At 69.5% G+C, this 14360-nt stretch carries 13 protein-coding genes; all 13 read right to left on the reverse strand.

Features of this window, described 5'->3' with window-relative positions; all coding sequences use genetic code 11:
* Positions 1 to 3 precede the first annotated feature (3 nt).
* The gene (locus BLR95_RS06335; RefSeq protein ID WP_092617078.1) at positions 4 to 852 is read right to left on the reverse strand and encodes an inositol monophosphatase family protein; all 849 of its coding nucleotides are present in this window, start codon (positions 850 to 852) and stop codon (positions 4 to 6) included.
* The gene (locus tag BLR95_RS06340) at positions 849 to 1118 is read right to left on the reverse strand and encodes a hypothetical protein (protein WP_092617081.1); all 270 of its coding nucleotides are present in this window, start codon (positions 1116 to 1118) and stop codon (positions 849 to 851) included. The genes BLR95_RS06335 and BLR95_RS06340 overlap by 4 nt, the downstream gene beginning before the upstream one ends.
* An 85-nt stretch (positions 1119 to 1203) precedes the next feature.
* Positions 1204 to 2562: a GTPase HflX gene (hflX, locus tag BLR95_RS06345; RefSeq protein ID WP_092617084.1), complete on the reverse strand. Its 1359-nt coding sequence runs from the start codon at positions 2560 to 2562 to the stop codon at positions 1204 to 1206.
* 21 nt (positions 2563 to 2583) lie between these two features.
* Positions 2584 to 2847: an RNA chaperone Hfq gene (gene hfq, locus BLR95_RS06350; RefSeq protein ID WP_092617087.1), complete on the reverse strand. Its 264-nt coding sequence runs from the start codon at positions 2845 to 2847 to the stop codon at positions 2584 to 2586.
* A 107-nt stretch (positions 2848 to 2954) separates the two neighbouring features.
* Positions 2955 to 3644, reverse strand: a complete 690-nt coding sequence (locus BLR95_RS06355) for an HAD family hydrolase (RefSeq protein WP_092617090.1) — start codon at positions 3642 to 3644, stop codon at positions 2955 to 2957.
* The gene (locus BLR95_RS06360; RefSeq protein WP_092617093.1) at positions 3641 to 4516 is read right to left on the reverse strand and encodes a D-amino-acid transaminase; all 876 of its coding nucleotides are present in this window, start codon (positions 4514 to 4516) and stop codon (positions 3641 to 3643) included. Before BLR95_RS06360 ends, BLR95_RS06355 begins: the two co-directional genes overlap by 4 nt.
* Positions 4517 to 4578: 62 nt before the next feature.
* On the reverse strand, positions 4579 to 5955 hold the full coding sequence (trkA, locus tag BLR95_RS06365) for a Trk system potassium transporter TrkA (protein WP_092617096.1): 1377 nt from the start codon (positions 5953 to 5955) through the stop codon (positions 4579 to 4581).
* Positions 5956 to 5983: 28 nt separating this feature from the next.
* Positions 5984 to 7378, reverse strand: a complete 1395-nt coding sequence (gene ntrX, locus BLR95_RS06370; protein WP_092617099.1) for a nitrogen assimilation response regulator NtrX — start codon at positions 7376 to 7378, stop codon at positions 5984 to 5986.
* A 2-nt stretch (positions 7379 to 7380) separates the two neighbouring features.
* Positions 7381 to 9624: a sensor histidine kinase NtrY-like gene (locus BLR95_RS06375; RefSeq protein WP_092617102.1), complete on the reverse strand. Its 2244-nt coding sequence runs from the start codon at positions 9622 to 9624 to the stop codon at positions 7381 to 7383.
* A 127-nt stretch (positions 9625 to 9751) separates the two neighbouring features.
* Positions 9752 to 11197, reverse strand: a complete 1446-nt coding sequence (ntrC, locus tag BLR95_RS06380; RefSeq protein ID WP_092617104.1) for a nitrogen regulation protein NR(I) — start codon at positions 11195 to 11197, stop codon at positions 9752 to 9754.
* Positions 11194 to 12357, reverse strand: a complete 1164-nt coding sequence (locus tag BLR95_RS06385) for a two-component system sensor histidine kinase NtrB (protein ID WP_092617106.1) — start codon at positions 12355 to 12357, stop codon at positions 11194 to 11196. Before BLR95_RS06385 ends, ntrC begins: the two co-directional genes overlap by 4 nt.
* Positions 12357 to 13373, reverse strand: coding sequence for a tRNA dihydrouridine synthase DusB (dusB, locus tag BLR95_RS06390; RefSeq protein WP_092617108.1), 1017 nt, complete (start codon positions 13371 to 13373; stop codon positions 12357 to 12359). Before dusB ends, BLR95_RS06385 begins: the two co-directional genes overlap by 1 nt.
* Positions 13374 to 13473: 100 nt before the next feature.
* On the reverse strand, positions 13474 to 14328 hold the full coding sequence (gene ccsA / locus BLR95_RS06395) for a cytochrome c biogenesis protein CcsA (RefSeq protein WP_092617111.1): 855 nt from the start codon (positions 14326 to 14328) through the stop codon (positions 13474 to 13476).
* Positions 14329 to 14360: the final 32 nt, after the last annotated feature.

The following is a 14360-nucleotide window of genomic DNA, read 5'->3' on the forward strand; positions in this document are numbered from 1 at the left end:
TGGTCAGGGTTTGGGCAGGTCGGGGCGCAAGTCCTCGGCCAGGGCGGCCGAGTTGGTGAGCAGCAGCCGACTGTTGCCGCGATACGCCACCGGACGGTAGGCGGCCGGCGGGTCGTCGGCGTGATGCACCTCGGCATGGCCGCCCGCCTCTTCCAGGATCAGCACCCCGGCGGCATGGTCCCATGGCATCATGCGGCCGAACAACGCCACCTGAAGCCGCCCGCCGGCCAGATCGAGATAGTCCAGCCCGGCACTGCCCTGGCGGCGGGCGGCGTGCATGCGCTGCCCCAGAGGTCCCTGCGCGGTGCGCCAGGCCAGACTGGCGGTCAGCCGCTCGGCGTCGCCGACCAGCAGCCGGTGGCCGGTGTGATCGTAAGCCCCCTGCCCGGCCACGGCCACCGCCCGGCGGCCGCTCATCGGCTCCAGGATCCAGCCGCCCCGGGTCTCGCCACCCAGGACCAGGGCAACGATCATGGCGAAGCCCGGTCGGCCGTGGGCGAAGTTGCCGGTGCCATCGACCGGATCGACGATCCACAGCGGCGGCGCCCCGGCCCCGGTATCGGCGCACCAGTCGAGCCGCCCGGGGTCGGCGAAGGCTCCCTCCTCGCCCAGCACGCGGCTGCCCGGCAGCAACGCGGTCAGCCGCGCCTCGAGGGCCCGTTCGGCGGCCAGATCGGCCTCGGTCACCAGATCGCTGGCGTGCCGTTTGGCCCGGATGTCCTCGGGCGCCAGACGGCGGAAGCGCGACACCACCTCGGTCAGCGCCACCTCGGCCATGATCTCGGCCACCATTGCCGGGTCGACCGGCAGGGGGGCGGCGGGGTCGGCGGGCGTGGCGGGAGGATGGCTCACGGGGCGTACATGTCCCGGTCGCGGTGATAGGCCCCGGCCAGCAGATCGAGCAGACGCCGGGCCTCGGGGTTGTGTTCGGCCTGTTGGCGCAGACCCTGGGTCAGGTAGGCCGCGAAGCTGACCGCCTCGGCCTTGCCCTTCAGGTCGAAGGCCTGGGCCGCCTCGGTCAGGAAGCCATGCACCTGGGCCCGGGCCATGACGTTGAGCTGGCTTTTCACCGGCCGGTTCTTGGCCCGCCAGCGCTGCTGGGACGTGGTGGCGGCCATCGGGGTCCTTTCGGGGTCGGAACGAGATACGGGATATCTACTAGTAGACCGCGCCGGTTAATAGATCATGCCAGCCGACGGACTGTCAAACCGGCCGCAGGGAATGCTCTGGAAACGTGGCGCTGAAACGCCCGACATTGGCCGCGTCCAGGCGCACGGTGACGAACAGGCGCTCATCCTCGGTTTTCTGCGCGACCACCTCGCCATGGCGATGCAGCCAGGCGAGGATCTTCCCGTCGGCTGTCGGCAGCTCCAGGCGATAGCTGAGCCGGTTCTCGTCGAACACCTCGTCCAGCGCCGCGACCAGCGCCGCGATGCCCTCGCCGGTCAGCGCCGACAGGGCCACCGTGGCGCGCACCGGCGGCCCCTCCCCGGCCCCTTCCGGCGGCGCCGGCAGGGGGTGGCGGCGGGCGTCGTCGCCGGCCAGTTGGTCGGCCTTGTTCAGCGCCTCGATGACCGGCACCGTGGCGTCCGGCCCCAGACCCATCTGGCCCAGCACGCTGTCCACGTCGGCCTTCTGGGCGGCGCTGTCGGGGTGCGCCACGTCGCGCACGTGGATCACCACATCGGCCGACAGCACCTCTTCCAGGGTGGCCCGGAAGGCGGCCACCAGTTCGTGCGGCAGGTCGGAGACGAAGCCCACCGTGTCGGACAGAATGACCCGCCGGCCGCCCGGCAGGTCGATGCCGCGCATGGTCGGGTCGAGGGTGGCGAAGACCTGATCCTCGGCCCACACCGAGGCCCCGGACAGGCGGTTGAACAGGGTCGACTTGCCGGCGTTGGTGTAGCCGACCAGGGCGATCACCGGGTGCGGCACCTGGGCCCGGGCCTGGCGATGCAGGCCACGGGTGCGGCGCACCTCTTCCAGTTCGCGGGTCAGGCGGGTGATGCGCTCGCCGATCAGGCGGCGGTCGATCTCGATCTGGGTTTCGCCGGGGCCGCCCAGGAAGCCCACGCCGCCGCGCTGGCGCTCGAGGTGGGTCCAGCTTCGGACCAGCCGCGAGCGTTGGTAGGTCAGGTGGGCCAACTCGACCTGCAACTGGCCTTCGCGGGTGCGCGCCCGCTGGCCGAAGATTTCCAGGATCAGGCCGGTGCGGTCGATGACCTTGGTTTGAAGCGCCCGTTCCAGATTGCGCTGTTGCAGGGGCGACAGGTGGCCGTCGAGCACCAGCAGGCCGATCTCGTCCTCGGCCACCTGGGCGGCCAGACGGTCCAACACCCCCTGCCCGAGCAGCGTCGCCGGGCGCGGCCGGCCGAGCGGCACCACCTCGGCCCCCACCACCTCCAAATCGATGGCGCGGGCCAGTCCGACGGCTTCCTCGAGGCGATTTTCCGGGCTGCGCCCCCGGCGGGCGTCGCGGACGCCGGGGTGCTTCAGGGCCGGATGAACGACCAGGGCCCGGGTCGAAGCCGGGCGTTCGTATTCAAAGCCGCCAACGGGCATGGGGCTGAACCGGACCGGCGCTTACGCGGCGCCGTCCTCCTTGGGCTGCGCCGGATCGTGATCGAACAGCTGGACCGGCACGGACGGCATCACGGTGGAGATGGCGTTCTTGTAAACCAGCTGGGTATGACCGTCGCGTCGCAAAAGAAGCGTGAAGTTGTCGAACCAGGTGATGATGCCCTGGAGTTTCACCCCGTTGATCAGGAAGATGGTAACCGCCACCTTGTTCTTGCGGATGTGATTGAGGAAGACATCCTGAACGTTCTGGTTCTTATCGTTAGGCATGGGTTCTCTCTTTTTATTGGTTCTTGACAGCTCACTGGCGGATACGGCGGAGCCGCTCCGTTAAGGTCCGGCGGCGACTCCACCGACTCTCCGTAAGGTATTCGCTGTCATGGATATTTCAACCGGCTTCCGAAGCTGACCCGACACAGGTCGCGGAATCCGGCCCAATCGTCCACCCGGTGGTCGGCCGGCCACTCGGCAAAGGCGGCGTCGGCGGCCCGCTCGGGGTCGGCGATGAGCACCGTGGTGCAGCCGGCCTGCCGGCCACACCCCATGTCCACCGCCGCGTCGCCGACGAACCAGACGTCGGGCCCGGGGGCGATGCCGGAACCTTCCAGGGCCAGCAGCGCGCCGTCCGGATGGGGCTTGTCGCGGGCCGCGTCGCCGGCCCCGACCAGACGGTGGAAATGGCTGTTCCAGCCCAGGGCCTCGGCCTCGCGCAGCAGCAGGAAGGTGGTCTTGTTGCTGACCACGCCCAACGCCACCCCCGCCCCGGCCAGCCCGGCCAGCAGTTCGCCGGCCCCCGGAAAGGGGCTCAGGCGGTCGATGTGCAGACGGCCGAAGGCGGCGTAGAAAACATCGCGGGCTTCTTCCCAACGCTCCTTGAACAGCTCCGGGAAGGTGTCGCGCAGCGAGCGCCCCACGTTGCGCCGGGTGTCGGCCACGTCCCAGACCGGGTGGCCCATGGCGGCCAGGGTTTCGTTCCAGGCGGCGTGGATCACCGGCCAACTGTCGATCAGGGTGTTGTCCCAGTCGAGCAGCACCGCCCGGGGAGCCGGCAGGTTGGCGCCGTTCATTGCCACCAGGCCGCCTCGGTCAACTGGCCGATCATGCCTTCGTACAGCTCGCGCAGGCGGCGGGTGACGGCACCGGGGCGGCCATCGCCGATCACCGCCTCGTCCACCTTGACCACCGGCATGGCAAAGGCCGTGGTGCCGGAGACGAAGGCCTCGCGCGCCGCCAGGGCCTCCTTGAGGGTGAAGATGCGCTCTTCCACCTCGATCCCCTCGCCGCGGGCCAGTTCCAAAAGCTTGAGGCGGGTGATGCCGGCCAGGATGCGGTTGGACAGCGGCCGGGTGATGGCCCGCCCGGCCTGATCGACGATCCACACGTTGGAGGCCGCCGCCTCGCTGATGGTGCCGTCGTCCTCCACCTGCCAGCACTCGAAGGCGCCGGCCCGGGCCGCCTTTTCCTTGGCCATGCAGTTGGGCAGCAGGGCAACGCTCTTGATGTCGCGGCGCAGCCAGCGGATGTCCGGCGTGGTGACCACCGTCACGCCCTTCTCCAGCACCGCCGCCGGGGTCGGCGGCAGCGGTCGGGCGGTGATCACCACCGAGGGTTCCGGGGCCGGGTTGGGGAACGGATGTGAGCGGGGCGCCACCCCCCGGTTGACCTGAAGATAGACGATGCCATCCCACACCCGGTTGGCCCGCACCACGCGGCGCATCACCATGACCATGGCCTTGGGCGTCATCGGCATGGGGATGTCGATTTCCCCCAGCGAGTGTTCCAGGCGGCGCAGGTGGGCCGCCATGTCGACCGGCACCCCGTGGCGGATGGCGATCACCTCGTAGACGCCGTCGGCGAACTGGTAGCCCCGGTCCTCGATGTGAACCAGGGACTCGGCGTGGCGGGTGTACTGGCCGTTGACGTAGGCAAGGCGGAACATGGGGTTCGGGGCTCCCTGGAAGCTTGGCGGAATGGATGAGGAATCTGGTTTAACGGCCTCGATCAGAAAAACTCAAGGCGAACCTGGAACATCTTTTCGATCTTCTTCACCGCCTCGGCGACGGCGAACAGCACCACCCGGTCGCCGGCCTCGATGACCGTGCTGCCGCGTGGGCTGATCACCTGATCGCCGCGCACCACGGCGCCGACCAGCACCCCGGGCGGCAGCTTGACCTCCTTCAGGGGCGCGCCGACCAGGGGCGAGGTTTCCAGGGCGTCGGCCTCGATCAACTCGCCGAAGCCCTCGTGCAGGCTGTGCACCGAGTGGATGCGTCCCCGCCGCACGTGCTGCAGGATGGTCGACACGGTGATCGAGCGGGGATTGACCATGGCGTCGATCCCCAGGGTGTTGACCAGCGGGTTGAAGGTGGTCTTGTTGGTCAGGGTGATGGCCCGCCGGCAGCCGTAGCGCTTGGCCAGCAGCGACGACAGGATGTTGGTCTCGTCGTCGTCGGTCAGGGCGATCACCGTGCCGGCCGAGCGCACCCCGGCCTCGTCCAGGATGTCGGGGTCGAGCACGTCGCCGTGCAGGACCACCGTGCGCTCCAGCGTCTTGGCCACGAACTCGGCCCGCTCGCGCTTGGCCTCGATCACCTTGACGTTCATCTCCGGGTGGTTCTTTTCCAGGCTCTGGGCCAGGAACAGCCCGATGTTGCCGCCCCCCAGGATAAGCACCCGCCGGGCCTTGGCCTCCTCGTGGCCGAAGGCCGCCAGGGCCCGCCGCGTCTGATCCGTTGCGACAACGAAATAAACCTGGTCGCCGGGCAGGATCTGATCCTCGGCGGCCGGCACCATGGGGTGGTCGCCGCGCAGGATGCCGACCACCACCAACTGAAGATCGGGAAACAGCGCCGTCAACTGGCGAAGCGGCGTGTTGACCACCGGCGTTTCCTCGCCGCAGCGCACGCCGATCAGGCGCACCTTGTCACCGACCAGGGGGATGACGTCCATGGTGCCCGGCACCTGCAGGCGGCGGTCGATGGCCCGGGCCACCTCGATCTCCGGCGAGATGACCACGTCGATGGGCATGTTCTCGCGGCTGAACAGGTTGGCCCACTCGCCGCGCAGATAGCTCTGGTCGCGCACCCGGGCGATCTTGGTCGGCACGGCGAACAGCGAATGGGCGACCTGACAGGCGATCATGTTGATCTCGTCGGTGTAGGTCACCGCGATGATCATGTCGGCATCACGGATGCCGGCGCCTTCCAGCACGTCGGGCTGCGAGGCGTGGCCGACCACCCCGGAGACGTCCAGCGAGTCGCTGATCTTGCGGATCAGGTCGGCGCGCTGGTCGATCACCGTGATGTCGTTGTTCTCGCTGGCCAGATAGCGGGCGATCGACGAGCCCACCTGACCGGCGCCACAGACGATGACCTTCATGATTCCCCTCCCCGGCCGGTCCGCCGCCTCACGCCCGACCCTCGGCGACCACGCCCAGGCTCTTCAGCTTGCGGTGCAGGGCCGAGCGTTCCATGCCGACGAACTCGGCGGTGCGCGAGATGTTGCCGCCAAAGCGGGTGACCTGGGCCAACAGGTATTCGCGCTCGAACATCTCGCGGGCCTCGCGCAGGGGCAGGCCAAGCAACTCGCTGGCCCCCTCCAGGCGCAGGGTCTGCGGGGCGTCGCTGGTGATCTCCGGGGGCAGCATCTCGGCCTTCACCGGGCTGCCCGGCGTCCCGCCGCCCATGATCAGTACCCAATCGATGACGTTGCGCAGCTGGCGCACGTTGCCCGGCCAGTCGTAGGCCTGCAGGGCGGCCAGGGCGTCAGCGGCCAGCGGCCGGGGCGAGACCCCGTTGAGGCGCGCCGCGCGGGCCATGAAGTACTCGGCCAGGGCGGTGATGTCCTCGCGCCGCTGGCGCAGGGCGGGGACCTCCAGCGACACCACGTTGAGGCGGTAGAACAGGTCCTGGCGGAAGCGGCCGGTGGCGATGGCGGCCTCCATGTCGCGGCTGGTGGTGGCCATCACCCGCACATCCACCTCGACCCGGGTCGAGCCGCCGACCCGGCAGAAGCGTTGTTCCTGCAACACGCGGACGATCTTGCCCTGGGTTTCCTCGGGCATGTCGGCCACTTCGTCGAGCAGCAGGGTGCCGCCATGGGCCTGCTCGAACAGGCCGATGCGGCGCGCACCATTGGGGCTGTCGGCCGGCGGGTTCTCGGTCCCGAACAGTTCCAGTTCCATCGACTCCGGGGCCAGCGCGGCGCAGGTGACGACCACGAAGGGTCCGGCGGCGCGCGGCGAGGCGGCGTGGATCTGCCGCGCCACCACTTCCTTGCCGGCCCCCTGGGGGCCGTTGATGAAGACCCGCGAACTGGCCGGCCCCAGTTTCTCGACCATCTGACGCAACTGCCCGTGATGGCCGGAGGCGCCGATGAACTCGTCGCCGGCCACGGTGCGCTGGCGCAGGTCGGCCAGCTCGCGGCGCAGCCGGGCGATCTCGATGCCGCGCTCGACAATCAACAGCAGGCGGTCGGTCTGGAACGGCTTTTCGATGAAGTCGAAGGCGCCCCGCTTGATCGCCGAGACGGCGGTCTCGATGTTGCCATGGCCGCTGATCATGACCACCGGCACCTGCGGGTGGTCGCGGACGATCAGGTCGAGCAGTTGCAGCCCGTCGAGCCGGCTGCCGACCAGCCAGATGTCGAGAACGACCAGACTGGGCGGCCGTTCCAGGATGGCGGCGCGGGCCGCCTCGCTGTCGGCGGCCTGACGGACGGTGTAGCCCTCGTCCTCGAGGATGCCGGCGAGAATGGCCCGGATGTCGGCCTCGTCGTCGACGATCAGGATTTCCTTGGCCATGCTCACTCTCCGCGGCTGTCCGGCGGGTTGTCGGGCAACACCACACGCACCCGGGCACCGCCCCCGGGCCGGTCTTCCAGTATCAGTCTGCCGCGATGGTCTTCCAGGATTTTCTTGACGATGGCCAGCCCCAGGCCGGTGCCCTTGCTGCGTGTGGTGACATAGGGCTCGGTCAGGCGGGACCGCTCGTTTTCGGGCAGGCCACGGCCGTTGTCGGCCACCGTCAGATGGATCTCGCCATCGGCGCGCTCAAGCGACAGGCCGACCCAGCCGGGCGGCGGGTCGGTGTCGTCGCGGCCCTCGATGGCCTCCACCGCGTTCTTCACCAGATTGGTCAGCACCTGGCCGATCTGGCGGGCGTCGCAGGCCAGGGTCAGCGGCGCCTCGGGCAATTCGGTGGTGAAGCGGATGTGGGGATGGGCCTCGCGCTGGAACACCACCGCCCGGGCCACCAGATCCTTCAGGTTTTCGGGCTTCATCACCGGCGAGGGCATGCGGGCGAAGGCCGAGAACTCGTCCACCATCTGGCCGATGTCGCCGACATGGCGGATGATGGTGTCGGTGCACTGCACGAAAACCTCGCCGTCGTCGTCGATCTGTTTCAGGTAGCGCCGTTTCAGCCGTTCGGCGGAAAGCTGGATGGGGGTCAGCGGGTTCTTGATCTCGTGCGCGATGCGCCGCGCCACGTCGGCCCAGGCGGCCATGCGCTGGGCCGATTGCAGGTCGGTGATGTCATCGAAGGTCAAGACGAAACCGATGGTCTCGCCGCGTCCATCCGTCTCCAGGCGCTCGGCGGCGATGACGGCGCGCAGGGTGCGCCGCCGGCCGCCCCGGGTCAAGGCCACCTCGGCGCTGACCGGCGCCCCGGCGCTCCGCTCGTCACCCTTCTCCTGGGCCCGCGCCTGGGCCGCCGACAGCAACCCGGCCAGGTCGGGCGCCACCTCGGCCAGCGCCCGACCGACCAGATCGTCGGGAGCGGCGGCCAGCAGTTCCGCCGCCGAGCGGTTGGGCAGGGTGATGCGGCCATCGCGGTCCAGCCCGATGACCCCGGCCGACACCCCGGACAGCACGGTCTCGGTGAAGCGGGTGCGCTCGTCCAGCGCCCGGTTGGTTTCCAGCAGGTGGCGTTGCTGCTCGGAAATGCGGGCGGTCATGCGGTTGAAGGCGCGGCTGAGTACCGAGATTTCGTCGCCGGCGGCGATCTCCGGCACGCGCACCGCCAGATCGCCGCCACGCACCTTTTCCGAGGCATCGATCAGGGCGACCAGCGGCCGGGCCAGTCGGTTGGCCAGGATCAGGCCGAAGCTGATCGCCGCCAGCAACACCAGCAGGGTGACCACGATGAAGATCAGGGTGAAGGTGATCTCGAAGCCGGAGCGCTCGCCCTCCAGTTTCTGGTAGTCGTTGACCGCCTGCTCCACCTCCTCGACGTGGGCCAGCACGGAGGCATCGACAAAGCGGCCGACGAACAGGAACAGGTTGGCCAGGGGATCGACCCGGACCAGGGCCCGCACCCGGTCGTCCTCGTCCGAGGGCAGGATCACCACCTCGCCCTGGGCCGCCTGCTCCTTCGACCAGATGGGCACTTCCTCGAACTGCAAGGAATAGGAATAGCCGGCGTAGGCCAGGATGTTGCCGTTGCCGGTCACCACCATCGCCTCGGACAGCCCGCGAAAGCCGATCTGCTGGGACAGGAAGCGTTGCAGGGCGCCCGGATTGCGCGACAGCCCCTCCCACTGGCGGGCCAGATCGCTGGCCATGGCGGCGGCGTCACCGGACAGTGTTTGCTGGTGCTCGCGCAGATAGGCCTGGGCCACGTGATAGGACTCGGTGACCGCCGTGCGCACCGTGTCGTTGAACCAGCTGGTCACCCCCTGATTGAAGAACAGGGCGGAAAACAGGGCGGTCAGCCCGGCCGGCGTGACGGCGACCAGCGAGAACAGGACGACCAGCCGCACATGCAGCCGCGAGCCCGCCCCGCCCCGCCGTCGGTCGGCCCACAGGCGGACCAGCCGGCGCGCCACGATGGCCCCCAGGGCGAGCAGCACCAGCAGGTCGATATTCAACAGGATCAGGACGTTGGTGGCTTCCGGGGCGATCGGCCCCTGGCCCGTGAGCAGGATGTAGGTGGCCGCGCCCAGGAGCACCGCCAGAATGCCGAGCGCCACGGTCAGCCGCCGGCTGAGGCGAACCCGGCGGGCCCACAGGCCAAGCTTGAGGAGGCGGCGATGCAGTCCGGCCGACATGGTTTCTCAGGGTCCGGTTAGAGCAAACCCCCAGCGATCCAGAACGGGTCGCGACGACGATTTGCGGCAATATCAAGAGTCTAGAGCATGTCGCGTTTTTCACAAAGCACGCAACAGGCCCCAAGGCTCAGCGGGCGCCGCGCACGACACTGATGTCGAGGTCGCGGATCTTCTTGCGCAGGGTGTTGCGGTTGAGGCCCAGCACCTGGGCGGCGCGGATCTGGTTGCCGCGTGTCGCCTCCAGGGTCAGGGTGATGAGCGGACGTTCGATCTCGCGCAGCACCCGGTCGTAGAGGCCGGGTGGCGGCAGACTGTTGCCGTGGCTGGAGAAATAGTCGCGCAGGTTGCGCTCGACCAGATCCCCCAGCCCCTCGCCCTCGCCGCCCCGGGTCGGCGGTGGTGGCGGGGTGGCGGCGGCCAGTTCGCCCTCGATCTCCTCCAGGCCCAGGACTTCCTGGTTGTAGAGGGCGGCCAGCCGGCGCACCAGGTTCTCCAGCTCGCGCACGTTGCCCGGCCAGCGGTGGCGCGACAGGGCGGCCATGCCGGCCGGATCGATGGTCTTGGGGGGCAGCCCCTCCTCCATCGCCTGATCGAGGAAGTGCTGGACCAACTCGGCGATGTCCTCGACCCGCTCGCGCAGGGGGGGCAGGCGGATCGGCACCACGTTCAGGCGGTAGAACAGGTCCTCGCGGAACAGGCCCTGGCGGATCAGCTGGCTCAGGTCGCGGTGGGTGGCGGCGATGATGCGCACGTTGGCGCGCATCGCGGTGCGCCCGCCGACCCGGGTGTATTCGCCTTCCTGGAGGACGCGCAAAAGGCGGGTCTGGGCATCGGGCGGCATGTCGCCGATCTCGTCCAGGAACAGGGTGCCCCCCTCGGCCTGCTCGAAGCGGCCCAGGGCGCGGGCGTTGGCGCCGGTGAAGGCGCCCTTCTCGTGGCCAAACAGCTCGCTTTCGATCAACTCGCGGGGGATCGCCGCCATGTTGATGGCAACGAACGGCCCGTTGCGCCGCTTGCCGTAGTCGTGCAGGGCGCGGGCGACCAACTCCTTGCCGGTCCCCGACTCGCCGGTGATGGTCACGGTGAGGTCGGTGTTGATGAGCCGGGCCAGGGTCCGATAGATCTCCTGCATGGCCGGCGAGCGGCCGATCAGCGGCAGCCGCTCGTCGTCGGCGTCGCGCCCGGCCCCGGTGGCCGGGGTCTGCGGGGTGGCGAAGGCGCGCTCGACCACGCCGACCAGCTCGCCCAGGTCGAACGGCTTGGGCAGGTATTCGAAGGCGCCGCGCTCGGCCGCCTTGACGGCGGTCAGAAGGGTGCTCTGGGCGCTCATCACGATGATGCGCAGGTCGGGGCGGATCTTCTTGATGCGCGGAATAAGGTCGAGGCCGCTTTCATCGGGCATCACCACGTCGGTGATGACGAGATCGCCCTCGCCGGCGGCGACCCAGCTCCACAGGGTGGCGGCGTGGCCGGTGGTGCGCACCTCGTAACCCTTGCGGCCCAGGGCCTGGGTGAGCACGGTGCGGATGCCGTTGTCGTCGTCGGCGATCAGAATGGTCGACGGCTGACTCATCCCCTGTCCTTTTCCTGTGGGGGCTGGTTGCCCAGTTCCCGGTTGCCCAGCTCCCGGTGGGGTTCGCTGTACATGGGCAGCATGACGCGGAACACGGTGCGCCGGGGCATGCTGTCGAACTCGACGATACCGCCGTGGTCGGAGACGATCTTGGCGACCAGGGCCAGCCCCAGGCCGGTCCCCTTCTTCTTGGTGGTGACGAAGGGATCGAACAGGTGCTGATGCAGATCGGCCGGGATGCCCGGGCCGTTGTCCTGCACGCTGATCACCAGGGGCAGGCTAACCCGGCTGGTCGAGCCCGGCACCGAGACCCGCACCCCGTGGCGATAGCCGGTGGCCAGCACCACCTCGCCGCCTTCCGCCACCACCGCCTCGGCGGCGTTCTTGATCAGGTTCAGGAAGACCTGGACCAACTGATCGCGGTTGCCGAGCACCGGCGGCAGCGAGGGGTCGTAGCGCTCGATGATGCGCACCCCCCGGGCAAAGCCGTTCTCGGCCACCCGGCGGACATGTTCCAGCACCAGGTGGATGTTCACCGCCTGACGCTCCAGCGGCCGGTCGTCGGCGAACACCTCCATGCGGTCGACCAGGGCGACGATGCGGTCGGCCTCGTCGCGGATAAGCTGGGTCAGGGGACGGTCCTCGGCCGAGACGCCCTCCTCCAGCAACTGGGCCGCCCCGCGAATGCCGGACAGTGGGTTCTTGATCTCGTGGGCCAGCACGGCGGCCATGGCGGTCACCGAGCGGGCGGCATGGCGGTGCGACAGCTGCTGGCCGATCTTGATGGCCAGGGTGTGTTCGAGCAGCGACAGCACCACCCAGCGCGGCCGCTCGGCGATCGGCACCACCTGCACCGTGACCATGCGCTGGCCGGTGCGGATGCTGTCCAGCATGACGCCGTATTCCGAGGTGCGGATTTGCGCCCCGCGAGCCTGCTCGGCCAGATTGACCACCGGCGAGTCGGCCGGCAAAAGGTCGGTCAGCGACATGGAGGTGAGGTGGGAAAAGCTCGATTCGAAAAGCTGTTCCGCCGCGCTGTTCACGTAGGCGATGCGGTTTTCCTCGGCCAGCACCAGGACCGCCGCGCCCAGACAGTTGAGCACGGTGACGGCGTCGATGGTCCCCGAGGGTGGGGTGGGTGCGGTCTCGGAGGGGGGCATCAGGCAGCCATTCCCGCCTCGGCGGCGCGGGCCAGGAAGTCGGCGATGGCGGCGCGGGCCCGGGCGGCGTCCTCGATGGCGAAGTAGGCGGCCCGGAAGACGGCTCCGCCGGGCTTGCCTCGGGTATACCAGCCGATGTGCTTGCGGGCCACCTTCAGGCCGTTTTCGGTTCCGTAATGACCCAGCAGGGCGTCGAAGTGGCGGACCACCAGGGCCGTCTCCTCGGCTGCCGCCGGCGGCCGCAGCGGCGTCCCCCGGCGCAGCGCCTCGGCCAACCGCCCGGGCAGCCAGGGCGCCCCCTGGCAGGCCCGGCCGACCATCACTCCGTCGGCTCCGGTGGCGGCCAGCAGACGCCGGGCGCTGGCCGGGTCGGTGACGTCGCCGTTGGCGATCAGCGGCAATCGGGTGGCCGCCTTGACGGCGGCAATGCCCTCGGGGTCCACCGTGCCACCGTAGAACTGGTCGCGGGTCCGCCCATGAACGGTGAGCAGGGAAATCCCCTCTTCCTCGGCGATGGCGGCGAGGCGCGGCGCGTTCAGGCTGTCGCGATCCCACCCCAGACGCATTTTCATCGATACCGGCACCGTCACCGCCGCCACCACGCGGGCCATGATGTCTCCCGCCAGGGTCTCGTCGCGCATCAGGGCGGCGCCGCCGCTCGCCCCGTTGACCACCTTCTTGGCCGGGCAGCCCATGTTCAGGTCGATCATGGCGGCGCCCTGGTCGGCGGCGAAGCGGGCCGCCTCGGCCATCAGGGCGGGGTCGCGGCCGGCCAGTTGGACGATCAGCGGCGCCTCGTCCAGCGGCGCGGCGCGCAGCCAGTTGTGGCGGCGATGGGCGTGCATCAGCTCGGCCCCGGCGATCATCTCCGACACGGTGATCCCCGCCCCGTACTCCCGGGCCAGGGCACGGAAGGGACGGTCGGTGATCCCCGACATGGGGGCCAGCAGGACCGGCGGGTCCAGGGTCAGCGGGCCAACCCCGAGGGCCGGCGGCAGGGCAGCGGAATCAGGCATCACGGGGTTCCGGATGTCATCCAGGAAGCAGTGCATATTAATTAGGCAGTTGGTCGGGGCGCAATGGGCAACACCGCCCCCCGTCCCTGGTCGGCCGAGGTCAGGGCAGCAGCACGTCGGCGACGAACTTCACCCCCAGGTAGCCCAGGGTGAGATGCAGATAGGCCAGCAGGATCCAGCGCGCCGCCAATCGGCCGCGCACGCCGATCCACTGGTGCGCCGCCAGCACCCCGCCAATGATGACGAAGGTGGCGAAAGACAGCAGCGTCTTGTGGTCGAGCAGCCTGATCTCGTCATAGAGCAGCAGATCAAGCGCCAGACCGGTGCCCAGGCCCACGCCAAGCACCAGCTCGCTGCCCATCAGCAGCTTGAAACTCAAGGATTCGCCGGCCGCCGCCGGGGGCAGCCGGCGGGACAGCCGGGTCGGCCGCTTCAGCTTCAGGGCGCGCTCCTGCAGGAAGGCGCCGAAAGCCGCCACGGCGGCCAGGGTGAGCAGGGCATAGGTCAGCACGCCGACCAGGATGTGCAGGGCCACCCAGGGGTTGTCGCGCACGCTCAGGACCAGCCCCTGGGGCTCGCCGGGCAGCAGGATGGCCATCAGGGCCAGGGCCGCCAGATAGGGCATCAGCAGCGGCAACAGCCGGCGCATGGCATCGGACACCACCGTGCCCGCCACGTAGAGGATCAGGCTGGTCGCGATGCTCACCCACAGGGCGGCCGAGAGTTCCGAATCCCAGCCCCCGAGCAGCGCCATGCTGCCCCGGCTGAGGGCCGAGAGCAGGGCCATGGCCAGCGCCGCCCAGAAAACCCAGCCGCCGACCCGCAGCGTTTTCGGGTCCTGCCCGGCGCGGGCCGGGTTGCCGGTGCGCAGGGGCACGTAGCCCACCCAGCCGACCATGGTCGCCGGAAGCAGGCCGAGAAAGGCGGTCAGGGAATGGGTCAGAAGGGTGTCCATGGGCCCGGACTATACGACGCGCGCGGCGAAAC

This window comes from Roseospirillum parvum, assembly GCF_900100455.1.
GTDB lineage: Bacteria > Pseudomonadota > Alphaproteobacteria > Rhodospirillales > Rhodospirillaceae > Roseospirillum > Roseospirillum parvum.

Bases quoted from the DNA above. Each gene is read 5' to 3' on its own strand.
- BLR95_RS06340 (WP_092617081.1), bottom strand. From the start codon at position 1,118: ATGGCCGCCACCACGTCCCAGCAGCGCTGGCGGGCCAAGAACCGGCCG.
- hflX (WP_092617084.1), bottom strand. From the start codon at position 2,562: ATGCCCGTTGGCGGCTTTGAATACGAACGCCCGGCTTCGACCCGGGCC.
- hfq (WP_092617087.1), bottom strand. From the start codon at position 2,847: ATGCCTAACGATAAGAACCAGAACGTTCAGGATGTCTTCCTCAATCAC.
- BLR95_RS06355 (WP_092617090.1), bottom strand. From the start codon at position 3,644: ATGAACGGCGCCAACCTGCCGGCTCCCCGGGCGGTGCTGCTCGACTGG.
- BLR95_RS06360 (WP_092617093.1), bottom strand. From the start codon at position 4,516: ATGTTCCGCCTTGCCTACGTCAACGGCCAGTACACCCGCCACGCCGAG.
- trkA (WP_092617096.1), bottom strand. From the start codon at position 5,955: ATGAAGGTCATCGTCTGTGGCGCCGGTCAGGTGGGCTCGTCGATCGCC.
- ntrX (WP_092617099.1), bottom strand. From the start codon at position 7,378: ATGGCCAAGGAAATCCTGATCGTCGACGACGAGGCCGACATCCGGGCC.
- BLR95_RS06375 (WP_092617102.1), bottom strand. From the start codon at position 9,624: ATGTCGGCCGGACTGCATCGCCGCCTCCTCAAGCTTGGCCTGTGGGCC.
- ntrC (WP_092617104.1), bottom strand. From the start codon at position 11,197: ATGAGTCAGCCGTCGACCATTCTGATCGCCGACGACGACAACGGCATC.
- BLR95_RS06385 (WP_092617106.1), bottom strand. From the start codon at position 12,357: ATGCCCCCCTCCGAGACCGCACCCACCCCACCCTCGGGGACCATCGAC.
- dusB (WP_092617108.1), bottom strand. From the start codon at position 13,373: ATGCCTGATTCCGCTGCCCTGCCGCCGGCCCTCGGGGTTGGCCCGCTG.
- ccsA (WP_092617111.1), bottom strand. From the start codon at position 14,328: ATGGACACCCTTCTGACCCATTCCCTGACCGCCTTTCTCGGCCTGCTT.